General features: G+C 69.1%; 19 protein-coding genes. 9 read left to right on the top strand and 10 right to left on the bottom strand.

Translation table 11 applies throughout. From position 1 onward, the window contains the following. Positions 1 to 55: 55 nt before the first annotated feature. From I5803_RS12345 to purU, 3 genes are read right to left on the bottom strand one after another with little or no spacing between them, the layout of a single operon-like run. Complete coding sequence (locus tag I5803_RS12345) at positions 56 to 1,804, bottom strand: sensor domain-containing diguanylate cyclase (protein ID WP_196986647.1); 1,749 nt, start codon at positions 1,802 to 1,804, stop codon at positions 56 to 58. 1 nt (position 1,805) lies between these two features. Continuing rightward, entirely contained in the window at positions 1,806 to 2,675 is an 870-nt protein-coding gene (locus tag I5803_RS12340) for a LysR substrate-binding domain-containing protein (protein WP_196986646.1), read from the bottom strand. A gap of 12 nt (positions 2,676 to 2,687) precedes the next feature. Next, positions 2,688 to 3,536 (bottom strand): formyltetrahydrofolate deformylase, encoded by an 849-nt coding sequence (gene purU, locus I5803_RS12335; protein WP_196986645.1) that lies wholly within the window; start codon positions 3,534 to 3,536, stop codon positions 2,688 to 2,690. Positions 3,537 to 3,634: 98 nt separating this feature from the next. On the opposite strand from purU, the gene aptA reads away from it, so the two are divergent. After that, positions 3,635 to 4,966, top strand: coding sequence for an omega-aminotransferase AptA (gene aptA, locus I5803_RS12330; RefSeq protein ID WP_196986644.1), 1,332 nt, complete (start codon positions 3,635 to 3,637; stop codon positions 4,964 to 4,966). A gap of 3 nt (positions 4,967 to 4,969) precedes the next feature. Next, positions 4,970 to 6,022 carry an AbrB family transcriptional regulator gene (locus I5803_RS12325; RefSeq protein ID WP_196986643.1) on the top strand — a complete coding sequence of 351 codons (1,053 nt, stop codon included), beginning with the start codon at positions 4,970 to 4,972 and terminating at the stop codon, positions 6,020 to 6,022. A 36-nt stretch (positions 6,023 to 6,058) separates the two neighbouring features. Here I5803_RS12325 and I5803_RS12320 read toward each other — a convergent pair whose 3' ends face one another. From I5803_RS12320 to I5803_RS12310, 3 genes are all read right to left on the bottom strand, one after another. After that, positions 6,059 to 6,331 (bottom strand): BTH_I0359 family protein, encoded by a 273-nt coding sequence (locus I5803_RS12320; protein WP_196986642.1) that lies wholly within the window; start codon positions 6,329 to 6,331, stop codon positions 6,059 to 6,061. Positions 6,332 to 6,437: 106 nt separating this feature from the next. Next, the gene (locus tag I5803_RS22010; protein ID WP_196986641.1) at positions 6,438 to 7,445 is read right to left on the bottom strand and encodes a DUF3108 domain-containing protein; all 1,008 of its coding nucleotides are present in this window, start codon (positions 7,443 to 7,445) and stop codon (positions 6,438 to 6,440) included. Then, positions 7,442 to 8,218: an IclR family transcriptional regulator gene (locus I5803_RS12310; RefSeq protein WP_196986640.1), complete on the bottom strand. Its 777-nt coding sequence runs from the start codon at positions 8,216 to 8,218 to the stop codon at positions 7,442 to 7,444. The genes I5803_RS22010 and I5803_RS12310 overlap by 4 nt, the downstream gene beginning before the upstream one ends. Before the next feature lie 123 nt (positions 8,219 to 8,341). On the opposite strand from I5803_RS12310, the gene I5803_RS12305 reads away from it, so the two are divergent. Then, positions 8,342 to 9,451, top strand: a complete 1,110-nt coding sequence (locus I5803_RS12305; protein ID WP_196986639.1) for a fumarylacetoacetate hydrolase family protein — start codon at positions 8,342 to 8,344, stop codon at positions 9,449 to 9,451. Here the strand turns inward: I5803_RS12305 and I5803_RS12300 are convergent. Genes I5803_RS12300 through otsB form a run of 4 tightly spaced genes read right to left on the bottom strand, consistent with a single transcriptional unit; the run spans position 9,366 to position 17,215 of the window. Further along, positions 9,366 to 13,196 carry a PAS domain S-box protein gene (locus I5803_RS12300; protein ID WP_196986638.1) on the bottom strand — a complete coding sequence of 1,277 codons (3,831 nt, stop codon included), beginning with the start codon at positions 13,194 to 13,196 and terminating at the stop codon, positions 9,366 to 9,368. The two genes, I5803_RS12305 and I5803_RS12300, sit on opposite strands and share 86 nt — an antisense overlap. Positions 13,197 to 13,256: 60 nt before the next feature. Further along, positions 13,257 to 14,666, bottom strand: coding sequence for an alpha,alpha-trehalose-phosphate synthase (UDP-forming) (otsA, locus tag I5803_RS12295; RefSeq protein ID WP_196986637.1), 1,410 nt, complete (start codon positions 14,664 to 14,666; stop codon positions 13,257 to 13,259). Further along, a complete protein-coding gene (locus tag I5803_RS12290; protein WP_196986636.1) occupies positions 14,667 to 16,487 on the bottom strand; it encodes a glycoside hydrolase family 15 protein in 1,821 nt (606 codons plus the stop codon). It abuts the gene before it with no gap. Continuing rightward, positions 16,484 to 17,215: a trehalose-phosphatase gene (gene otsB / locus I5803_RS12285; protein ID WP_196986635.1), complete on the bottom strand. Its 732-nt coding sequence runs from the start codon at positions 17,213 to 17,215 to the stop codon at positions 16,484 to 16,486. Before otsB ends, I5803_RS12290 begins: the two co-directional genes overlap by 4 nt. A gap of 136 nt (positions 17,216 to 17,351) precedes the next feature. Here otsB and I5803_RS12280 point away from each other — a divergent pair, with 136 nt between their 5' ends. The 6 genes from I5803_RS12280 (at position 17,352) to I5803_RS12255 (ending at position 23,810) form a co-directional block, all read left to right on the top strand. Further along, positions 17,352 to 18,146 (top strand): enoyl-CoA hydratase/isomerase family protein, encoded by a 795-nt coding sequence (locus I5803_RS12280; protein WP_196986634.1) that lies wholly within the window; start codon positions 17,352 to 17,354, stop codon positions 18,144 to 18,146. Positions 18,147 to 18,168: 22 nt separating this feature from the next. After that, positions 18,169 to 18,525, top strand: coding sequence for a DUF2946 family protein (locus tag I5803_RS12275; protein ID WP_196986633.1), 357 nt, complete (start codon positions 18,169 to 18,171; stop codon positions 18,523 to 18,525). A gap of 58 nt (positions 18,526 to 18,583) precedes the next feature. Beyond that, positions 18,584 to 20,866: a TonB-dependent receptor gene (locus tag I5803_RS12270; protein ID WP_196986632.1), complete on the top strand. Its 2,283-nt coding sequence runs from the start codon at positions 18,584 to 18,586 to the stop codon at positions 20,864 to 20,866. Next, positions 20,863 to 21,759 (top strand): copper chaperone PCu(A)C domain-containing protein, encoded by an 897-nt coding sequence (locus I5803_RS12265; protein ID WP_231402399.1) that lies wholly within the window; start codon positions 20,863 to 20,865, stop codon positions 21,757 to 21,759. Before I5803_RS12270 ends, I5803_RS12265 begins: the two co-directional genes overlap by 4 nt. 73 nt (positions 21,760 to 21,832) lie before the next feature. After that, positions 21,833 to 22,546, top strand: coding sequence for a PhaM family polyhydroxyalkanoate granule multifunctional regulatory protein (locus I5803_RS12260; RefSeq protein WP_196986631.1), 714 nt, complete (start codon positions 21,833 to 21,835; stop codon positions 22,544 to 22,546). 4 nt (positions 22,547 to 22,550) lie between these two features. Beyond that, positions 22,551 to 23,810: an FIST signal transduction protein gene (locus I5803_RS12255; RefSeq protein WP_196986630.1), complete on the top strand. Its 1,260-nt coding sequence runs from the start codon at positions 22,551 to 22,553 to the stop codon at positions 23,808 to 23,810. The last annotated feature ends 2 nt before the right edge of the window (positions 23,811 to 23,812 follow it).

The raw sequence follows: 23,812 nt of genomic DNA, 5'->3' as shown, positions 1-23,812 counted from the left end.
TGTAGGCGGGCCGCGGCGCGGCGTCATGAAGATTTTTGCGGCCTGCCCTGAAATCTCAGGCCGGCACCGAGGGCGGCAGGCCGGTCGCGTCGGCCCGCGCTTCCATATGGTTGACGACGCGTTTCGGGTCTTCCACCAGGCGGTCCAGCGTCCAGTTCATGCGCTGCATCAGGCGCTGCTCGTCGGATTCGCCCTGCGGGGTCAGCTCGATGGCGCCGTCCGGGGCCGTCGCCGTCACCACCCGGAACCGCAGGGGCAAGTCGGGCGGCAACTGCGACACCCGTTCCAGCCCCCGCGCCACCACGTGCTGGGCGAGCGCGCGCCGCGCATCGAGCGACTGCGAGCCCTCGGTGAGGATGCCGAAGCGCGTGTTCGCGATGCGCGAGACGGTGTCCACGTCGCGCACGATCTGCGACAGGCGCGACCCCGCGACGACGAGCGCGCGGTCCCCCGCCTCGCGGCCTTCGCGCGCGACGATCTCCGCGTGGTTGCACAGCTCCACCAGCAGCACCGAGCAGCGCTGCCCCGTGCGCTGGGCACGCCGCAGCGCATCGCGCACGCGCAGCCGGAACATGGGCGTGCCGGTGAGGCCGGTGAGCGGGTCGGTGCTGTCGAGCGCGCGCAGCCGCGCGCGGCTCTCGGTGAAGTCCTTGGCGCGCCAGTGCAGGATGTAGAGCAGCACCGGAATCTCGATCGCGGAGCCGATCAGCACCGCGTACTGCGTGGCCCAGCTGTCGGGCAGGACGCCCGCGGCGCGCAGGGCGGGAAACGGATAGCCGAGGTGCACCGGCAGGAACCCCAGGAAGAGCCAGCCGGAGTAGGTCTCGCCCTTGCGCCAGGTCCAGAGGCACAAGGCGATGCTGAGCACCACGGAGAGCAATCCGTACACATTGAGCACGGTGAAGGCCCATGCGTTGTTGGCGGCGAGGTACACACCCGCGAAGAGCGCACCGAAGAGCGAGAAGCCCCGCACCGCGCGATCCACCCGCCGGCTGTGGCGCGGCAGTGCGGTGGCTTCGCGGATGAACCAGATGCCCGAGGCCGTCATCAGCAGCATGGACGGGCCGGGCAACGCGTCGTTGAACGCGGCCGAGTGCGGCCAAAGGAAGAGCCCCCCGGCGCCCGTGAACGCCAGCTGGAACAGCAGCATGAAGGCGACATACAGGCAGTACACATGGAACACGCGGTCGCGATAGAGCGCGGCGTGGATCAGGCCCACCGCGAACACGAGCAGGCCGAAGCCGAGGTAACCGCCGACCAGCAGGAAGGTCCATCGGCGGTGCAGCTCCACGGTGCCTGCCGTGAGCAGCTGCACATAGGGGCTGGTCGGCGCCGGGCTGTTGGCCAGGCGAAGCCAGAACGTGGTCGCGGCCGGGGGCAGGGTGAAGAGGGGGGACGTGTTGGGCACCGGCCATTGCGCGACCGGGATGTGGTCGCCGGCGCGTTGCACCTGCCACTCGCCCTCGGGGCCCGGGGTGTACAGGCTCGCTTCGTTGATGAAGGGCGCCCCGGAAAGCAGCAGGCGCCATCCGCCCGACGCTTCGGCGCCGGGATCGCGCGGGGGCAGCTCGAAGCGCATCCACAGGGCGCTGCTCCCGAGCGCGAAGGCCTGGTGGCGGTCCATCGGCCGCAAGCTCGCGGCGCCCCCCGCGACGTCCTGGATGCCCTGGTGCCCGGACGCATCGATCCAGTAGCGGCCCTGCAGGGTGATGTCGCCTTCCGCCACGGCGCACCACGCGCCGGATGCCGGCAGGCACGCCAGGACGAGAAGGAGGAGGGCGCGCCAGGCGGCCGGGATGCGCATCTCAGGCCACGCTCTTCTTGAGCCAGTCGGTGAACGCCGCGCATTCCCATCGGTCCATCGCGCCCGTGCGCCAGCACAGGTAGTGCGCATGCGGGCTCGGCACGTTGCGCCCGGACAGGCGTTCGAGCGAGCCGTTGTCCAGCCAGGGCTGGCCCAGCTTGAGCCGCACCAGCGCGATGCCCAGGCCCTGCGCCGCCGCGTCGCACATGAGGCCGATGTCGTTGAACGAGGATCCTTCACCCGGCTCGCCCGCGTCCACGCCGTGCGCGAGGAACCAGGTGCGCCAGGGCTCCAGCGGGCTCTTGATCAGCTTCGCGGCCAGCAGCTCCCCGATCGTGTCGAACGGACCGTTGGCGCGGATGTACGCGGGGGCGGCCAGGGGCGTCACGTCGTCCGTCATGAGGCAGGTGTGCTCGACGTCGGCGTAGCGCCCGGTGCCGAAGCGGATCATCAGGTCGGCGTCTTCCGCGACGACGTCGAGTAGCGGGATGGAGACCTGCAGCGTGAGGTCGATCTCCGGGTACGCCTCGATGAACCCGCGCAGGCGGGGCATGAGGATGGAGCGCGAGAAGGTGGGTGTCACCGCGACGCGCAGCTTGCGCTTGCCCTGCGCGCCCTCGCGGCCGGGGAAGCGTTCCAGGCTCGCGAGGCCCTCTCGCACGTGCGCAAGGTACTCGCTGCCGTCCGTGGTGAGCGAGAAGTCGGCGCGGCCGAAGAGCTTGGCGCCGATGATCTGCTCGAGCTGGCGCACGCGGTGGCTGACCGCGCTGGGCGTGACGCACAGCTCCTCGGCGGCGAGCGTGACCGAGCGCAGGCGCGCCAGCGCCTCGAAGGTCAGCAGGCATTGGATGGGCGGAATGCGTGCTGTCACGGGCCGCGCGCCCTACTTGAAGATGACGGTCTTGTGGCCGTTGATGAGCACGCGGTGCTCGCTGTGCCACTTCACCGCGCGCGCGAGCACCTGGCTTTCGGTGTCGCGGCCCATGGCGGTGAGGTCTTCCACCGTCTTGCTGTGGTCCACGCGCGCGACGTCCTGCTCGATGATCGGGCCCTCGTCGAGGTCCGCCGTCACGTAGTGCGCGGTGGCGCCGATCAGCTTCACGCCGCGGTCGTGCGCCTGGTAGTAGGGCTTGGCGCCCTTGAAGCTCGGCAGGAAGGAGTGGTGGATGTTGATCGCGCGGCCCGCGAGCTTGCGGCACAGGTCGTCCGAGAGGATCTGCATGTAGCGCGCGAGCACGACGAGCTCCGCGCGTTCGGCCTGGATGATCTCGTACTGCCGCGCCTCGCCCTGCGCCTTGGTCGCCGCCGTCACCGGGATATGGTGGAAGGGCACGTTGTAGCTCGCGGCGAGCTGGTAGAAGTCGCGGTGGTTGGAGATGATCGCCGCGATGTCCAGCGGCACCAGCCCGCTCTTCCAGCGAAACAGCAGGTCGTTCAGGCAGTGGCCTTCCTTGCTGACCATGATGACGGTGCGCATCGGCGCGCTGGTGGCGTGCAGCTGCCAGGTCATCTTGAACGGGTCCGCGAAGAACTTGAGCTGCGCCTCCAGGTCCTCGTGCGTGAGCTGGTCGCAGGCGAACTGCACGCGCATGAAGAAAAGGCCGGTGTCGTGGTCGTTGTACTGCGCCGCCTCCTCGATATTGCCGCCCCGCTCCAGCAGGAAACCCGAGACGGCGTGAACGATGCCCGGCTTGTCGGGGCAGGAGAGATTGAGGATGTAGGCGCGGTTCATACGGCTGGGATTGTCGCAGGAGCGGGCCCGCGGTGCAGCCGCCCCCCGCCGGTGCCAAAATGTCCTTTTGCAGCACCGAAGCCAAGTCTGGAGCAACCATGGCCTACAACGACTTCAACATGGACAACCACTGGTTGCCCTTCACCCCCAACCGCCACTTCCGCAAGGACCCGCGCGTCTTCGTCGCCGCCGACGGCATGACCTTCACCACGCACGACGGCAAGAAGGTGGTCGACGGCATCTCCAGCCTGTGGTGCGTGGGCGCCGGCCACAACAGGAAACCGATCAACGAGGCGATCAAGAAGCAGCTGGACACGCTCGACTACTCCACCGCCTTCCAGGCCTCCAACGACCAGGCGTTCAAGGCCGCGGAGATGATCGCCGCGATGGCGCCGGGCGACCTGAACAAGGTGCTCTTCTGCAACTCCGGCTCCGAGGCGGCCGACACCTCGCTGAAGGTGGCGCTGGCCTACCACCGCGCGCGCGGCGAGGGGCACCGCAACATCTTCATCGGCCGCGAGAAGGGCTACCACGGCGTCGGTTTCGGCGGCATGAGCGTGGGCGGCATCCCGTCCAACCGCAAGGTGTTCGGCACCTCGCTGCTGCCGCGCGTGGACCACATGCGGTTCATCCACGACCCGGCCAATGCGTACATCCACAACGCCGAGCCGGAGTCGAAGGAGGATTACCTGCTGGAACTCGAGCAGCGCATCCTGCCGCTGCACGACCCGTCGAACGTGGCGGCGATCATCGTGGAGCCGGTGGCGGGCAGCGCCGGCTGGTACCTGCCGCCCAAGGGGTACCTGAAGCGCCTGCGCGAAATCTGCGACAAGCACGGCATCCTGCTCATCTTCGACGAGGTGATCACCGGGTTCGGGCGCATGGGCACCAACTTCGGCGCGGACTTCTACGGCGTGGTGCCGGACATGCTGAACTTCGCCAAGTGCGTGACCAACGGAGTCATCCCGCTGGGCGGCGTGATCTGCCGCGACAAGCTGTACGACGCGATGATGAAGACCGATTCGCCCGAGCACATCATCGAGTTCTTCCACGGCTACACCTATTCCGGCCACCCTGTCGCGTGCGCCGCCGCGATCGCGACGCTGAACGTGTACAAGCAGGAGAACCTCTTCGCCCGCGCGGGCGAAATGGGCAAGGTGCTCGGCGACGCGTTCCATTCCACGTTCAAGGGCCTGCCCAACGTGATCGGCATCCGCAGCCTCGGGCTCGCCACGGCGGTGGAACTCGCGCCCATCGCCGGCACGCCGGGCAAGCGCGCCTTCGACATCTTCATCGACTGTTTCCACAAGGGCGCGCTGGTTCGGCCCGCGGGCGACGTGCTGGTGATCGCGCCGCCGTACATCGTCGAGAAGTCGCACATCGATACGCTGGTGAACACGCTGGCCGACTCGATCAAGGCGCATGCCTGAACGTTGACCACGTTTCCGGCGCGTGTCGCGCTGACCCTGCTTCTCGCGCTCGTGGCCGCGCTGCTGTGCCGCTGGCTGCGCGTGCCGCTGCCATGGATGATCGGCCCGCTGCTGGCGACCGCACTCGCATCCATCGCGGGCTTTCCCACGCGCAGCTTCTCGGCGTTCCGCAACACGGGCCAGGCGATCATCGGCACGGCGCTGGGGCTCTACTTCACCCCGCAGGTGACGGCGCTGGTCGCGGGGATCTGGTGGGCCATCGTCCTTGCGATCGTGTGGGCGCTGTTCGTGGGCTGGATGTTCGGGCTGTGGCTGCATCGCAGCGAGGGTGAGCGCATCGGCGGCACGGAACAGGAAAGGCGCGCGACGAGTTTCTTCGCGGGCGCCATCGGCGGGGCGTCGGAGATGACGCTCCTGGCCGAGCGCGAAGGCGGGCGCACCGAACTCGTCGCGGCTTCGCACAGCCTGCGCATGCTGATCGTGACGCTGGTCATTCCCTTCGCCGCCACCGCGGCGGGGCTGCATGGCACGGATGCGACGCTGCCCGGCGCGCGCGAGGTGCAGTGGGTCGGCCTCCTGGTCCTGTTCGCGGGCGGTCTGGCGGCGTCCTGGCTCATGGCGCGGACCGGCCGCGCCAACCCCTGGTTCATCGGTGCCCTCGTCTTTTCGATGAGCATCACCATGGCCGGTCTCGAGCTGTCGGCCATGCCCGCGTGGGCTTCGAACGCGGCACAACTCCTGATCGGCGTGAGCCTGGGCGTGCGCTTCTCCGCGGAATTCGTGCGGACCGCGCCTCGCTGGCTGCTGGCGGTGTCGCTGGGAACCCTGGGGATGATCGTCGTGTGCGCCTTGTTTGCCGTCGCGCTCGCGTGGCTCACGAAGCTGAACTGGGCGACGCTGGTGCTCGGGACCTCGCCCGGCGGGATCACCGAAATGGCGATCACCGCGAAAGTGCTTCAGCTGGGGGTGCCGGTAGTGACTGCCTTCCAGGTCTGCCGCCTCATCGCGGTGCTGGTGCTGGTCGAACCCCTCTACCGAAGGGGTTTCCTGCGCTGAGGGCACGGGGCCACTCAGCGCCGGAGCGGGTCATGCTCAGTGCATGACGAGCGGGTTCTGCGCCAGCTCGGCGTAGCCGTCGAGCGTCTCTTCGACTTCTTCCTGCGTGGGCGTGTTCAGCTGCCACGCGTTGATCTGGCGCTGGAAAGCCTCGGCCCAGGAGCCGTCGAGGTAGACCTCCTTGTTGGAGCGTTTGTCGACGATCTCGAAGCCGTGACGCGCCGTGCGCGGGGCCGGTTCGCCGTCGGCGGGCTCGTTGGCCTGCATGTGCACGACGACGAAGGTCTCGGAGTCATAAAGCATTTGCATGGTGCGTCCTTTGCCTGTTATGTAGCAACGTTCGGGCCGGTTTCAAGGTGCACCGGGCAAACGCGAGGGAACCTCTCCCACGTCCCCAGACTAGGCAGTCGGCAGGTCAGCCCCTGTCGGTGGAGGACCACTGCTGGTCGACCCAATCCCCGTTGGGCTGTGTAAGACGCACGCGCACCGGGGCGTAGGCCATGCCGGGGGCGAGCCACAGTTCCACCTTCTGGTCGAATTCCTTGCGGGGGTTGCGCTGCAGCTTGACGGCGGTCACCTTGCCCCCCGGCAGCGTCAGGTCTTCCTCGCCTTCCACGGTGAAGGACCAGGGCTCGGCGTCCCGGGTTCCCGCCGTCTGGATCGTGATCGTCGCGCCTTGCGGATATCGCGCGGGTTCGCCGGCGAGCAGGGCGCCCAGCTGCAGGATCACGGTGAGCCGGTCCTGAGCGCCCGCCTGCAAGGGAGCCTCCGGGTGGTTGCCGCTGAAGCTCACGATGTCCTTGTCCCGCTCGAAGTGCGCGGCTTCCTCGCTGCCGCGGCCCTTGTCCGAAAAGCGGGTGGGTGCGATGCCGTCGGCGGTGATCCTGCCGGTGCTGCGCTGCGTGCGCTTCGGGTAGATGGGCGAGCTCACCTCGAGCTGCGCCTCGTAGCCGTCGCCCTCCCTGCGCCAGACCAGCAGGCCCTCGCCCTGGAGGGGGATGCCGCGCACCCGCACGTCGACGCGGTAGCGCAGGCGCATGGAGTCCGCGACGGCGACCTTGGTGGCGCGTTGCGCGGAGGAATGCGCCTTGGCGGGCGGCGTGACCGCGGCGACGCGTTCAGGCGGGGCAGGGGGTTGCGCCCCGGGCGAAACGATCCGCGGGGACGAAAGCGTGCGAGGAGCGGCTGAGGGCCGGCGGACGACATTCGGGGCAGGCGCCTCGACGGATGCGATGGCTGCGACTACCGGCGGCGCCTGCGGGGTCGGTGGCGGCGCGGCGCTCTCTGGGGCGAAGGTGCGGATCACCAGGGGCCGCAGGTGCTGCGCGCTGTCCGGCACGACCACGGCGGGCGCCGCCCGGAGTAGCAAGGCATGCGCGCCGAGCACGAGGACGGTCAGCGCGAGCAGCGGACGCGCCGTCACGGGCGATACCCCAGGTCGCTGGAGAGTTGCGCCGCCGCGGCGCGCAAGGGCTTGTCCACCGCGCCGCCCCAGGCGGCATCGAAGGTGCCCGTCGCCCCGAGGGCCACCACTCCCAGCGCGATATGGCCGTCGGAATCGAACACCGGTGCGCAGAAGCCCACGATGCCCGGCAGCAATGTGTCGACCACGCGCGCCATGCCGCGCTGGCGCACCTCGTCGAGTTGCGCGCGCGCCTGGGCCAGCGTGGTGGGCACGTCGGTGCGGCCCTGGCGCTGCGCGCGCGCGATTTCTTCCTTCAGCAGCGGCGTGATCGCCTCCTTCGACACGTACGCCGCGAAGCAGCGGCCGGTCGCGGAGGTCAGCAGGGGCATCACGTCCCCGAGCCGCAGGTTCACCGTAACGGACTGCGGAGATTCCTCCCAATGGACGATTGTCGGCCCATGGTTGCCCCAGACGGCAAGCGCGAGCGTATGGCCGATGTCTTCCATCAGCGGCACGATGCGCTCGCGCGCGAGCTTCACGGCATCCAGGCGGGACAGCGACGCGAGGCCGAGCTTGAGCGCGGCGGGGCCGAGGTCGTAGCGGGTCGAGGAGAGGTCCTGCGCGACGAGCTGCAGGCGCTGGAAGCTCACGAGATAGCGGTGGGCCTTGGCGGCGCTCATGCCGGCCGCGGCGGCGAGGTCGCGCAGCATCAGCGGGCCCGCCGCCCTGGACAGCACATCCAGCAGCGCGAACCCCACTTCGACGGACTGGATGCCGGCGCGCTCCTTCATCCGGCGGCCGTTCCTGTAGAATTACGTTTAGGTAAATTCATTTCACAATGCGTAACGACAGCCGACTGTAACGCATTCGACCAACGCGTTGACCAACGCACTCAGATTCGTGGGGCATATCCGATGAAGCTCGCCACTTACAGGGACGGTTCGCGCGACGGCCAGCTGGTCGTCGTCTCGCGCGACCTGGCGCTCGCCCATTATGCGACCGGCATCGCCGACCGGCTGCAACAGGTGCTGGACGACTGGAGCTTCCTCTCGCCACAGCTGCAGGATCTCTACGAGTCACTCAACCAGGGCAAGGCCCGCCACGCCTTTCCCTTCGACCCCGCGCAATGCATGGCCCCGCTGCCGCGCGCCTACCAGTGGGCGGACGGCTCGGCGTACATCAACCATGTCGAGCTCGTGCGCCTGGCGCGCAACGCCGAAGTGCCGGCGAACTACTACACCGAGCCGCTCATGTACCAGGGCGGCAGCGACGACTTCCTCGGCCCCATGGACGACGTGCCCGTCCCGAGCGAGGACTTCGGCATCGACTTCGAAGCCGAGGTCGCGGCGGTCACCGGCGACGTGCCGATGGGCTCGACGCCAGACCAGGCGCTCGACGGCATCCGCCTCGTGATGATCGCCAACGACGTGAGCCTGCGCAACCTCATCCCCGACGAACTCGCCAAGAGCTTCGGCTTCTTCCAGAGCAAGCCGGCCACCGCGTTCGGGCCGGTCGCCGTCACGCTCGACGAACTGGGCGACGCCTGGGACAAGGGCCGCCTCCACCTGACGCTGCAAAGCACCTGGAACGGCCGAACGGTCGGCATGTGCGACGCGGGCAAGGAGATGACCTTCCACTTCGGCCAGCTGATCGCCCACATCTGCAAGACGCGCAACGTGCGCGCCGGCAGCATCGTCGGCTCCGGCACCGTCAGCAACCGCGCGACCGAGGTCAACGGCAAGAAGGAGTGGACGAAGGGCTACAGCTGCATCGCGGAAAAGCGCGCGATCGAAACCATCCTGGACGGCAAGCCGTCGACGGCCTACATGAAGTTCGGCGACACCATCCGCATCGAGATGAAGGGCCGCGACGGCCAGAGCGTGTTCGGCGCGATCGACCAGAAGATGGTGGCGCTTCCGGCCGCCGGCCGCGCGCGCGCTAGATCTGCGAACGCTGCGGCGACGGCAGGGCCCGGGGCGCCGCAACCGGAGACGCAGGCGCCACCGCCGGCAGGCGAAACCTGAACGAAGTCCCCTGGCCGGGCTGGGAGTCCACCCAGATGTCCCCGCCGTGCCGCTCGACGATCTTCTTGCAGATGGCCAGCCCGATCCCGGTGCCTTCGTAGGTGTTGCGCGCGTGCAGGCGCTGGAAGATCTCGAAGATCCGGCCGAAGTATTGCGGCTCGATCCCGATCCCGTTGTCCGTCACGGAGACGATCCAGTCTTCGCCTTCGCGCGCTGCGGAGATGCGCACGACCGGAGCGGGGCCGCTCCTGAACTTCACCGCGTTGCCAACGAGGTTCTGGAATAGCTGGGTCATCCCCGTTTTGTTGCAGGCCAACTGCGGCAAGGGCTCGGGGCGTTCGATCGTCACGCCGGCCTCCCGGATCACGTGGTCGAGATTGGCCAAGGCCTCGTCCAGCGCGCGGTCCAGCTGGAGTTCCCGCATCTGGGAGCCTGCGCGCCCGGCCCGCGAGTACAGCAACAGGTCGTCGATCAGACGTTTCATGCGCTGGGCCCCGCCCACGATGAATCCCATGAACTCCCGCGCATCGGGCTCCAGGGTGGGGCCGTAGCGCCGCTCCAGCAGCTGGATGTAGCTCGTCACCATGCGCAGCGGCTCCGACAGGTCGTGCGATGCCACGTAGGCGAACTGTTCGAGGTCGCGGTTGGAGCGTGCGAGTTCCTCCAGGTGCAGATTGAGTTCCTGCTCCGCCCGGACGCGCTCCGTCACATCGTGCGAGACGTTCAGGATCAGCCATCGGCCCTCGATCCTGATCGCGCGGCGCGTGACTTCGAGCGTGGCGGCCGTGCCGTTCCTGCGCCGGATGTTGAACAGGATGGTGATGGGCCGGGGGTACGCCGCGATCAGTTCGTCGTAACGCTGCCGCAACTCGTCCTCGGTGGCGGGGCCTGCTTCGAGCTGCTGTCTCGCCCACATCACACCGTGCTCCATCATCTTTTCCACCGGGATTCCGTGCACACGCTCGATGGCGCGGTTGACGTAGACGTACGTGAGCGTTGCGGGGTCGATCACCATGATGACGTCGGCCGTCTGGTCGATCGCGGCATGCAGCAGCTCGAGGCGCTGCATGGCGGCATGGCGCTCCGTGATGTCGCGATGCACGGCCAGGATGAGCCATTGCCCGTCGATCTGCACGGCCCGGCGTGTCGCCTCGATCACGACAGGCGGCCTGCCGGGGGGCGTGCCGCGGTACGTATCCGTCACCGACGCGGGGTAGCGCCGGATCAGGTCCTCGTAGTTGCGAAGTGCCTCGCCGGCATCCGAGGACATCCCCATGCGCTGCCGGTAAACCAAGGGCCCACCTTTCATCAACTCCTCGCGCGACAGGCCGACGACCCGCGCGGCGGCCTCGTTGGCATCGACGTATTCGCCCGTCTTCGCATCGATCACGACGATGACTTCGGCGGCCTCGTTCAGGGCTGCCCGCAGGCGCTGCTGGCGGCGTGATGCGGCATGCCGCTCCGTGATGTCCCGGTGCATCGCCAGGACCAGCCAGGTGCCGTCGATCCGCACCGCGCGCTGCGTCGCCTCCAGCATCACCCACTCGCCCGATGCGTTGCGCGCCTGGAAGGTCTCGGTGAGCTCGTCCGGGTACCGCGCCTTCAGGGCTTCGGCGCGCGCGCGCAGGCTCGCCTGCGTGGTCGCGAGGCCCATGCCCTGCGTGACCGACAGCGGGCCGCGCCGCATCAGCTCTTCGCGGGAACAGCCCGCGAACCGGGCCGCGGCCTCGTTCGCGTCGATGTAGCCCATGGTCTCCAGGTCGATCACGAAGATGGCGTCGCTCGCCTCGTTGATCGCGGCCTGCAGCTGCTGCATGCGCCGCTGCTCGGCCACGCGCTGCGTCACGTCATGCGCGACCTGGACGACCAGCCACCGACCGTCCACGTGCACGGCGCGCCGGCGGAACTCGGCCACGCGCACGGCGCCGTCGGCCCTGGAAAATTCGTGCACGCCCTGGATGCTGTCGGGATAGCGGTCGATGGCCTGCTGCAGACGCAGCTGGACGTGCTCGGGCGAGGCGCCGCTCGACATCCGGCTCAAGGCCGCCGGGCCCATCGCGATCATCGCTTCGCGCGTCGTGCCCAGGAGGCGCGCCGCGCCTTCGTTCACGTCTTCGTAAGACATGGCTTGCGGGTCGATCACGACGATCGCGTCCGCGGTTTCGTTCATCGCCGCGAGCAGTCGCTCGAGGCGCTGCATCGCGTAGTGCCTCTCCGTGATGTCGCGATGCATGGTCAAAACGAGCCACCGGCCGTCGATCTGGACGGCGCGTCGCGAAGCCTCCACCACGAGTGGGCGACCGTCCGCCGGTCGGGCATGCAATGTCTCCACGGTCGATTCCGGATGGATCGCGATCAGCTTCGCGTAACGCTCACGAAGTTGTTCTACCGTCGCGGAAAGCCCCATGCCCAGCTGCGCGGGCCCGCGCCGCATCAACTCTTCCCGGCTGATGCCCAATGCCCGTGCGGCCGCCTCGTTGACATGGACGTAGGCAAGGCTCTCCGGATCGATCACGGAAATCGCGTCGGTGGCCTGGTTGATCGCAGCCTGCAACTGCTGGAGCCGCTGCTGCGACTCGATGCGCTCCGTGACGTCCCGCATGACGCTGACGATCAGCCACCGGCCGTCCACTTGCAGGGCGCGCCGCTTCGATTCGACCATCACGCCAGGCAGCCCCTCCCGGTGGAAGGGGCGAACGGCGGTGACGGGCTGGGGATGCGCGGCGATCACTTCCCGATAAAGTTCGTTCAGCTCGTCGCTCGTGGCCAGGCCGAAGCCGTTGCGAATCTCCATGAGCGGCCGCGCCAGCAACTCCTCCCGGCCCATGGAATAGAGCGCGCAGCCGGCCCGGTTCACGTCGACCAGCGTCAGCCGCTGCGGGTCGATCACCATGACCGCGTCGGCCGCCTCGTCGATGGCCGCCTTGAGCAGCTCCAGGTGATGCATCGCGGCATGCCGCTGCGTGACGTCCCGGTTCACCGCGAGGATCAGCCACTTTCCCTCGATCGACACCGCGCGCCGGCTCACCTCCAGCACGATCGGGCGGCCGTCGGGGGCCGTGGACTCGATGAGTTCGGTTTCCGCTTCCGGATGGCGCAATATCGCGGCTTCGTACCGCGACCGCAGCAGCGCCTCCCCTCCGCCGATTCCTAAGGCCTGCCTCAAGCCCAGAGGGCCCTGTTCCATCAATACTTCTCTCGGCCGGCCGGTCAGGCGGGCGGCGCCTTCGTTGACGTCGAGGTAGGCGAGCGTCTCGGGGTCGATGACGGCGATCGCGTCGTCGGCTTGGTTCATCGCGGCCTGCAGGTACTGCTGGCGTGCGCGTCCCCTCACGCGCTCCGTCACGTCCCGCAGGGCGCCAGCCACCGCCCACTTTCCCGCGGCCTGCAGCGCACGGTGCCGGACTTCGAGCCAGCCCTGCGCGCCGTCCGTGCGCGTGTACTTGCGAATCTCGGTGAAGGACTGCGGAAAACGCTGCACTGCCTCGCTGCAGGAAGCCCGGATGGCCTCGAGCGTGAATGCGCTGGCCCGCGCCAGCGCCGCCGGCCCCTGCTCGATCAACGCCTCGCGTTCGACACCGAGCAGGCTCGCGGCCGTTTCATTCGCGTGGATGTAGGTGAAGCTCTCGACATCGAGCAGCACGAGGCCTTCGGCTGCGTGATCGATGAGCGCCTCGAGGTGCGCGAGCCGCGACTCGGCCGGGCTGCACCCGTGGATTGTGGACTTGGCGCCTGCGGATTCCATCTTCCCGCCGAGTATGCGGGGCGCCCGAGCGCACCACAAGCCCCCGACGGCTGCGCGGTGTTAGAGCCGCAACCAGGGCGTGCCGGACTCCTCGGACCGCGCCTGCGCGAGCGTGTCGAGAAAGCTCGCGCACCACCAGTGCACGTCGTATTTCTGGATGGTCTTCATCAGCGCCTGGTGCCGGGTCTTGCGCTCTTCCAGCGGCATCTGCAGCGCCAGATGGATCGCGCTGGCGGTGCCCTCGGTGTCGTAGGGGTTCACCAGCAGCGCCTCGCGCAGCTGCTCGGCGGCACCCGCGAAGCGGGACAGCACCAGCACGCCCGGGTTCTCCGGGTCCTGCGCCGCGATGAATTCCTTGGCCACGAGGTTCATGCCGTCGCGCAGCGGCGTGACGAGGGCGACCCGCGACGCGCGGTAAAGCCCCGGCAGCCTCGCGCGCGCCACCGTGCGATGCATGTAGCGCACCGGCATCCAGTCGAGCTCGCCGAAGTTGCCGTTGATGGAGCCGCACAGGCTCTCCAGCTCGTGCAGGATGTCGCTGTACGCGCTCACGTCCTCGCGGCTGGGCGATGCGATCTGGATCAGCGTCGCGCTGTTGTGGGTTTCCGGGTTGCGCGCCAGCAGCTCGCGGAACGCGCGCATGCGATGCGGCAGTCCCTTGGAGTAGTCGAGCCGGTCCACGCCCACGAGGAGCTTGCGGCGGGAGTACTCGCGCTTCATGCGCTCGTACATCTCGCGCCCCTCCGGCGCTTCGGTCAGGCCCACGAACTCCTCGACGTCGATGCCGATGGGATATGCGCCCGCCTGCAGCGTCCGGTTGAAGGCGCGCCAGCGGCCCTCGCCGAGGTCCTGTGCGTGCGCCTCCGAACGCACGTACTCGGAAAAGTGCGAATGGTCCGCCTTGCTCTGGAAGCCCGCGAGGTCGTAGGCGAAGAGGGCGCGGATCAGCCAGTCATGCCCCGGGATGGCCGCGAGGATCAGCGGCGGCGGCAGCGGGATGTGCAGGAAGAAGCCGATGCGCTGGTTGCAGCCGAGCGCGCGCAACTCGGCGGCGAGCGGGATCAGGTGGTAGTCCTGCACCCAGATGATGTCGTCGTCCTTCAGCAGCGGCGCGAGCTTGCGCGCGAAGAGCTGGTTCACGCGGCGGTAGCCCGCGATGTAGCCGGCGTCGAAGTCGGCGAGGTCCAGCCGGTAATGGAACACGGGCCAGAGCACGCCGTTGGAGTAGCCAAGGTAGTAGGCGTCGTGGTCCTCGCGCGTGAGGTCGATCGTCGCGAGCTTGACGGCGCCGGCCTGCTGCAGCTTCACGTCGCCGTCGCTCTCGCCGGGCTGCTCCAGGATCTTGCCGCTCCAGCCGAACCACATGCCGCCGGTGTTGTTCAGGACTTCGGCGAGGGCGACGGCGAGCCCGCCCGCCGCAGTCTTGCGCGGGTCGGCGATGCGATTGGAGACGACGACGAGGCGCGCCATCTAGATGACCGTGTCCCAGGGCGCGGACAGGCGCACCGCCGCGTTGATGAGGCCGACCATCGAATAGGTCTGCGGGAAGTTGCCCCACATCTCGCCCGTCACGGGGTGCGTGTCCTCGGACAGCAGGCCGAGCGGGTTGCGGCTGGCCAGCATCACTTCGAAGATCTCCCGCGCCTGGCCCTTGCGGCCGATGCGCGCGAGCGCGTCGATGCGCCAGAAGGTGCAGATGTTGAACGCCGTCTCGGGCTTGCCGAAGTCGTCGGGCGCCTCGTAGCGGCGCATGTAGGGGCCGTCGCACAGCGCCTGTTCCAGCGCATCCACCGTCGCCACGAAACGCGCGTCGTGGGGATCGATGAAGCCGACTTCGGCCATGAGCAGCGCGCTCGCGTCGAGGTCCCGCCCGCCGAAGCTCTCGGCGAACGACTGTCGCTCCTCGCTCCACGCTTCGCGCAGGATGCGCTCCCGGATCACGTCGGCGCGTTCGCGCCAGTAGCGGATGCGCTCGGGCAGCCCGAGCGTCGCGGCGATCTTCGACAGGCGGTCGCAGGCCGCCCAGCTCATGAGCGCCGACGAGGTATGGATGCGCGCGCGCGTGCGCAGCTCCCACATGCCCGCATCGGGCTGGTCGTAGACGCGGAAGGCCTGCTCGCCCACCGCTTCCAGCGAGCCGAACTCGCTGCGCCCGGCGCGGCGGAACAGGCGATGGTCGTGGAAAGCCTGCGCCGCGCCCAGCACGATGTTGCCGTAGACGTCGTGCTGGAAATGTTCCTGCGCCTGATTGCCGACGCGCACGGGCCCGCAGCCGCGATAGCCCGGCAGGTGGCCCAGGATCGCCTCGGGCAGCTGCTCCTCCTGCCCGATGCCGTAGAGCGGCTGGATGTGCCCGCCGCGCGAGCGCACCACGATGTTGTTCAGCCAGCGCAGGTAGTCCTCCATCGTGCCGACTTCGGACAGGCTGTTGAGCGCGCGCACCACGAAGAACGCATCGCGCAGCCAGCAGTAGCGGTAGTCCCAGTTGCGCTCGCTGCCGGGCGCCTCCGGGATGCTCGTGGTCATCGCCGCGACGATCGCGCCGGTGTCCTCGTGCAGCGAGAGCTTGAGCGTGATCGCCGCGCGGATGACCGCGTCCTGCCATTCCAGCGGGATGGCGAGGCGCCGCACCCAGGTCGCCCAGTACGCGGACGTCTCCTGCTCGAAGAGGCGCGCGGTTTCCTCGATGCCGCCCATCAGCGTTTCGTCCGGGCCGAGGATGAAGTTGAGCTGCCGGTCGGCGACGAAATAGGTTTCCGAGAGCACGTAGTTGAGCGGCGCGTCGCTGGTGAGGCGCAGCGTCTGGGCGCCGCCCACGTAGCGCACGTGGTGGCTGCCCTGCGTGAGCGTCGGCTGCTGCCGGCCCCAGTCGAAGCGCGGCCGCATCATCACGCGGATGCGTGGCGTGCCGGACAGCACCTTCACCCTGCGGATGAGCGTGAGCGGGCGGAACATGCGGTCGTGGCTCGTGAAGCGCGGCGCGAAGTCGGTGATCTCCACGCCCTGGCCCTGGCGGTCGTACAGCCGCGTGCGCAGGATCGCCGTGTTCGGCTTGTATTCCTGCTCGCTGCGCACGAAATCCTCGATCTCGATCGCCCAGAGCGCGCCGGTGTCGCCCGCGTCGAGCAGGGCGTTGAACACCGGGTCGCCGTCGAAACGCGGGAGGCAGGACCACACGATGCGGCCGCGCTCGTCGATGAGCGCGGTGTACGCGCAATTGCCGATCACGCCGAGGTTGAGCGAGGGCTGCGCCACGGTCGCGGTCGCCAGGCGGGGAAGCGGGGCGTTCATGCGTGGACCCTCGCGGCGGCGCCTTCGAGTTGCTCGCGCAGCACGGCGGGGGAGGCGAGGCGCTCGCGGGCGAGCGTCTCGCCGCTGCCCACTTTCACGCCGACGCCGCCCAGCTGTTGCACGACGGCAAACCCGGCCTCGTCGGTGGTGTCGTCGCCGGCGAAGACCGGCCGCCGGCCGGCGAACGGCGCCTCCCGCATGAAGGCTTCGATGGCGTGGCCCTTGGTGGCGCCGCTGGGCTTGGCTTCCACGACCATCTTGCCGCGCAGCAAGGTGAGGCCCGGCGTGCGATCCACCGCGGCCTGCATCGCCTGCACGCACAGGGCTTCGAGATCCGGTGCCTGGCGAAAGTGCAGGGCGAGCGAGCCGCGCTTGTTCTCCACGCGAAGTGCGGGATGCCGGGCGGCCAGGGTGAGGGCCGCGTTCTCGACATCCTCGAGCGGCGATGTCATCAGCAGCCGCACCACGCCGTCCGCGCTGCGGCGCTCGGCGCCGTGCACGCCCGCGGCGGGCAGCTTCAACGGTGCAAGGAACTCGTCGATCTGCGACATCGGGCGGCCGGAGATGACGGCGACCGCACCGCCCAGCCGCTCGTGCAGCGACGAAAGCGTTGCGACCAGGCGGGACGGGACGATCACATCCTCGGGCGCCGGCGCGATGTCCACGAGGCTGCCGTCGAAATCGAGGAAGAGCGCGCAGGAGGGAGTCAGGAGGTCCGCCAGATTCATGGTGAACCACCCTAGCAGGGCCGCCCGCCGTGCGAAAGGCCGCAGTCGCGCTTGGCTGCGTAGGACCGCGCCTACGGCCGCATCGGAAAAGCCCCCCGGTTAAGCTTGCGCACCCCTTTTCTTGCGAGTGCCACCCATGGATTACGCCCGTTACCGCACCCTGTCCATCACCCGCCGCGGCCCCGGCGACTCCGTGCTCGACGTCCAGATGCGCGCGACCAACGGCAAGCTCCCGACGGCGGGACATGACGGGCACGCCGAGCTCGCGCAGATCTGGCGCGACGCCAACGACGATGACGAGGTGCGCTGCGTCGTGCTGCGCGGCGAGGGGCAGGGCTTCTCCGGCGGCGGCGACCTCGCGCTCGTGGAGGACATGGCGCGCGACTTCGAAGTGCGTTCCCGGGTGTGGAAGGAAGCGCGGGACCTCGTCTACAACGTGATCAACTGCGACAAGCCGATCGTGAGCGCGCTGCACGGCCCCGCGGTCGGCGCGGGGTTGGTCGCCGGGTTGCTGGCCGACATCTCCATCGCCGCGAGGACCGCGAAGATCGTGGACGGCCACACCCGGCTGGGCGTCGCGGCGGGCGATCATGCGGCCATCGTCTGGCCGCTGCTGTGCGGCATGGCCAAGGCGAAGTACTACCTCATGCTGTGCGAGCCGGTGAGCGGCGAGGAGGCCGAGCGCATCGGGCTCGTGTCCCTCGCGGTGGACGACGCGCAGCTGCTGGACAAGGCCTACGAAGTGGCGGACAAGCTCGCGAGCGGCTCGCAGAGCGCGATCCGCTGGACGAAGTATTCGCTGAACAACTGGCTGCGGCAGGCCGGGCCGGCGTTCGACACCTCGCTCGCGCTCGAGTTCATGGGCTTCGCGGGGCCGGACGTGAAGGAAGGCATCGCCTCCCTGCGTGAGCGGCGCGCGCCCAGGTTTTGAGCGCCCGGCGATAATCCGGGGGATGCAAGCCCTGCGCAACGCTGCCTTCCTCGCCCGCCTCGTGCTGGCGTGGTTCGCGTTGTCCATCGGCATCGCCGTGGCCGCGCCCGTGGTGCACCCGCAGGGCGTGGAGCTGATCTGCTCCGCGGGCGGCACCGTGAAGATGATGGCCAAGGGAGAGCCCGGCAACGCTGCGGCGGGCCACACGCTCGATTGCCCCTTGTGCGCGCCGTCGATGGCGCCGCCGGTTTCCGTGGCCGGGGTGGCGCAAGCGCAGCCTCTGGGTCATTCGGTTCAATCGATTCCGGCCGCGCGTATCGCGGCCCTGACCGCACCAGCCCTGCCTGCCCGCGGGCCTCCGCACGCCCTGGCCATCTGAAGCGTGCCCGTGTCCGCCTGCGGCGGCACGGGTGGTTCATGGTTCTGCCGGAGTCATCATGTTTGCTTCCCGGATCGCCGCGGGCATCGCCGCCGCGCTTCCATTCGCCGCCGCCGCGCACGACCCGGTGCCCGCGCCGGAACGCTCGCTCGGCACGGTGACCGTCACCGGCGGGCAGGCGACGTCGCTGCCCACCGAAATTCCCACCACGGTGGAAGGCATCTCGCGCGCGCAGATCGAACAGACGATCAACGCGACCGACAGCGAGGACGCCATCAAGTACCTGCCGAGCCTGCTCGTGCGCAAGCGCTACACCGGCGACTACAACCATGCGGTGCTGTCCACCCGGGCTTCCGGCACCGGCAACAGCGCGCGTTCGATGGTCTATGCGGACGGCATCCTGCTGTCCAACTACCTGGGCAACGGCGCGGCGTTCGCGCCGCGCTGGATGCTGGTGGCGCCCGAGGCGATCGAGCGCGTGGACGTCCTCTACGGGCCTTTCTCCGCCGCCTATCCCGGCAATTCGGCCGGCGCGGTGGTGGACTTCGTCACGCGCATGCCCCGTGCATTCGAGGCGCATGCGCGGGTGGGCTACACGCACCAGGCGTTCAGCCTGTATGCGACGGATGGGCCGTTCGACGGACGCCAGGCGAGCGCGTCGTTCGGCAACCGCAGCGGCGACTGGTCCTGGCGCTTGGCGGCCAGCCGGGGGGACGCTCAGGGCCAGCCGCTCACGTTCGCGACGCGCCTGCCCGCGCAGGGCGTGGCGGGGAGCGCCGGCGTGCCGGTGACGGGCGCCGTGCCCGGCAGCAACCGCGCCGGGCAGGACTGGTCGATCCTCGGCACGGGCACGCAGTACCGGTCCGTTCAGGACCAGCTCACCGCGCGGCTGGCCTACGAGTTCTCGCCGACGCTGCGCGCGACCTACACCGCGGGCTGGTGGCGCAACGTCAGCGAAGGCCGGCCGGAGACGTACCTGCGCGATGCGGCGGGCCACCCGGTCTATGCCGGGGCGGTGAACATCGCGGGCCGCGCTTACACGCTCGTGCCTGCCGACTTCGCGGCGTCGAACGAAGACCTCGGCCACCTGATGCAGGGCCTGTCGATCAAGAGCCATACGCACGGCGTGTGGGACTGGGAAGCCGCCTTCAGCCGCTATGACTACGCGCGCGATCGGCTGCGGGCTCCGGCGGCCGCCTACCCCGCCGCCGCTTCCGGTGGCGCGGGGCGCATCGTCGACATGCACGGCACGGGATGGACGACGATGGCGCTCAAGGGCACCTGGCGCCCGGACGGCAGGCAGGGCGCGCATGTCGTCGACATGGGACTGCAGCGCGACGCCTATGCGCTCCGCACCATCGAGAACGCGACGGCCGACTGGCTCGGTGGCGCACCCGGTGCGCGCAACCAGGCATTCGCCGGCAACACGCGGCTCACCAGCGCCTATGTGCAGGATACGTGGCGCCTGGCGCCTGGCTGGAAGACGGTGCTCGGCCTGCGCGCAGAGCGCTGGAACGCCTTCGGGGGCAGCACGTCGAATGCGCTCGTCTCGGTGGCGCAGGCCGATCGCGCGGAGACGCATGTGTCGCCCAAGCTCGCGCTGGCGTGGCAGGCGGACGAGCGCTGGGTCCTCAAGGCATCCGCCGGTCGCGCCGTGCGCATGCCCACGGTGTCGGAGCTCTACCAGGGCGGCGTCAACGCGGCCGGCGTGCTGGTCAACAACGACCCCGACCTGCGGCCGGAGCGCTCATGGACCGGCGAGCTCACGGCGGAGCGGGACCTGGGCGACGGCCTGCTTCGCCTCACCGCCTTTTTCGAGCGGACGAAAGATGCGCTGTATTCGCAGACCAATGTGGCCATTTCGCCGAACGTGACGAATATCCAGAACGTCGAGGAGATCCGCACCCGCGGCATCGAGCTTTCGCACCAGGCCGCCGATGTCGCGATCCGGGGCCTCGACCTCTCGTCCAGCCTGACCTGGACCGACTCTATCATCGCGAAGAACACCCACTTTCCCGCGAGCATGGGTCACTGGCAGCCTCGCATTCCGCGCTGGCGCGCGTCCGCCGTGGCGACCTGGAAAAGCTCGCCGCAGTGGTCCTGGACGCTCGCGGCGCGCTACAGCGGCCGGCAGTACAGCACCCTGGACAACTCCGACCCGAACGGCTTCGCCTACCAGGGCGCGAGCCGGTACTTCACGGTGGATGCGCGGGTTCGCTGGCAGGCCACGAAGACGGTGTCGGCGGCATTTGGCATCGACAACCTCAACAACTACAACTACTGGAACTTCCATCCCTATCCCCAGCGGACCTACAGCGCTGAACTTCGGTACGACCTATGAAAACACTCGCTCTCTCCTTCTTTGCCGCCGCCGTTCTGATGGCGAGCGACGGCGCGCTCGCCCATGTTTCCCTCCAGGATTCGCAGGCGCAAGCCGCCCAGCCTTACCGGGCTGTCTTCCATGTCGGCCACGGTTGCGACGGCTCGCCGACGAAGCGCATCGCCGTGCAGGTGCCGGCGGCCTTCCGCGGTGCCCGGCCGCAGCCGCGTCCCGGCTGGACGCTCGAATCGAAAGGCGGGACGGTGAGCTGGACCGCCGCCGCCGATGCGGCAGCCGGCGACAAGGAGCGCGCGCAATTCGTCCTGGAGGGTATGGCGCCCCCCAAGGCCGGCGCGGTGTGGTTCAAGGTGCTGCAGACCTGCGAGAAAGGCAGCATGGACTGGTCGCAGGTCCCCCCAGAAGGGACCTCCGCCGCGAGCCTCAAGACGCCTGCGGTGCTGCTCACCGTTTTGGGCAAGCGCGAATTTGCGGCCCTGCGGGCGCAGCCGCTGGTCGAAGGCGCGTGGGTGCGCAGCTCCGTCCCCGGACAGCAATCGACCGGCGCCTTCATGCGGCTGAAAGCGCGCGAGGCCGTGCAGCTCGTCGGTGTGGAATCGCCCGCCGCCGGCACGGCGGATGTCCATGAGATGAAGATGGACGGCGACGTGATGCGCATGCGCCCCCTTGCCGCGCTCGAGCTGAAGGCGGGCCAGACGCTCGAGCTGGCCCCCGGCGGCTACCACGTCATGCTGCAGGAACTCAGGCAGCCGCTCGCCGCCGGAGGCACGGTTCCCATGACGCTCACCTTCCGCAATGCGCAAGGCGTGCAGAGCAAGCTCGAGCTGAAAGTGCCGGTCGCCGCGCAGGCGCCGGGGGTCGCCGGCACCGCGCCGATGGAAGGACACAAACACTGACGCGGGCGGCATGGCCGTGCCGCGGCGATTGGGATAAGCTGTGGCGCACCCCCACCCTTTGCGGAGCCCGGCCATGAGCGACAACGAGAATTTCGGATTCGGCAAATTCGTCCCGGGCTTCGACTTCCTGCAGAACATCGCCAAGGGCGCGTCGCAGACCTTGCCGCAGATGCCGAACCTTTCCAACTGGATCGCGCCGACCCTGAACGTGGAGGAGCTCGACAAGCGCCTGCAGGAGCTCAAGGCCGTGCACTTCTGGCTGGACCAGAATTCCAAGGCGCTCGGCGCGACGATCCAGGCGCTCGAAGTGCAGAAGATGACCCTCGCCACGCTCAAGGGCATGAACTTCAACATGGGCGACGTCGCCAACGCGCTGAAGTTGAAGGCAGCCGACACCGTGTTCACCGGCGTGCAGAAGGCCGGGGGAAAGGCCGCGGACACCGCGCGCACGATCACGGACGCGGCCACCGGTGCGGTCGACAAGGCTCGTGCCGCGCGCAAGTCCGGGAAGGGCGCCGGGAACGCGCCGGCCGGCGTGGTCGATCCGATGCAGTGGTGGGGCGCGCTCACGCAGCAGTTCCAGCAGATCGCCGCATCCGCGATGAAGGACGCCGCAGCGCAGACCGCCATGGACACCGCGAAGAACATGGCCACCGGCGTCGCGAAGGAGGCGATGAAAACCGCCACCGGCATGGCGAAAGCCGCGACCGGCTCGATGGCCGGCAAGCGCAAGCCGGCTGCCAAGCGCGCCGCCCGGGCTCCCGCGAAGAAAGCGGCATCGCGCTGACGCCATGAAGCTCTTTCCCTTCGGTCACGCGACGCACCCGCAATGGCAGATGGCCGCCGGCCTGGTGCTGGCGCAGGTGCGCGCCCAGATGGCGCTGCACGATTACGCTCGCTCGCCCACGCTGGGCCTGCTGTACATCACGGACCATTACGCCGGGCACGCACAGGACATCCTCGACCACCTGGGCGCCGAGCTGCCGGAGATCACCGACTGGTCCGGCACCGTGGGCGTGGGCATCTCCTCGACCAACGTGGAGTATTTCGACGAGCCCGCGCTCGCGGTGATGCTGTGCGAGCTCCCCACCGACCAGTACCGCGTCTTCTCGGGCGTCGCGCCGCTCGGCGTGGGCGAAGGCATGGGCTTCGAGCCGCACACGGCGCTCGTGCATGCCGACGCTCGCACGCCCGACGTGGCGGAGCTGGTCGCGGAGATGGCGCAACGCACGGCCACGGGTTACCTCTTCGGGGGCCTCGCGGCGAGCCGCACCGACGCCGTGCAGTTCGCTGTCGGCGGCAACGGCAATATCAAGGGCCATGGGGCGGCCGGCGGGGTGTTTCGCGGCGGGCTCTCCGGGGTCGCGTTCGGCGAGGGCATCTCGCTGGTGTCGCGCGTCACCCAGGGATGCCAGCCGGTCGCGCCGCAGCGCGTGATCACGGGGGCCGACGGCAACGTGATCACCCAACTCGACGGCGAACCCGCGCTCGACGTGCTCCTGCGCGATACCGGCATTTCGCTCGACCGCCCGCAGGAGGCGATGGCGTTGCTGCGCGCCACGCTCGTGGGCCTCACGCAACCGGGCAGCGACGCGGTCGCGCGCACCGGCAACTTCGGCGCGGACGTGCTGGTGCGCCACATCATCGGGCTCGACCCGAATCGCAGCGGCGTGGCCGTGGCCGATCACGTCGAGGCCGGCATGCGCATGGCCTTTTGCCGGCGCGACGCGCAAGCCGCCCGCGCGGACCTGATCCGCATCTGCGCCGAGATCCGCGAAGAGCTCGAGCCCGAAGAGATGAGCCTTCCCGTCGCCGCTGCCCTGGCGGCGCCGGAAGCGCTGGCCGGTCCGAGCGCGGACCGCCGCATCGCGGGGGCGATCTACGTGAGCTGCGCCGGGCGCGGCGGCCCGCACTTCGGCGGCCCCAGCGCGGAACTGCAGATCGTGCGCCGTGCGCTCGGCGACGTGCCCCTGGTCGGGTTTTTCGCGGGTGGGGAAATTGCGCGCGATCACCTCTACGGCTATACGGGCGTCCTCACGGTATTCAGGTAGAC

Source organism: Caenimonas aquaedulcis, assembly GCF_015831345.1.
In the GTDB taxonomy this organism is placed as follows: Bacteria; Pseudomonadota; Gammaproteobacteria; order Burkholderiales; family Burkholderiaceae_C; genus Ramlibacter; species Ramlibacter aquaedulcis.
Note: the sequence above shows the minus strand (reverse complement) of the source record. Positions and strands in the feature narration are given on the sequence as shown.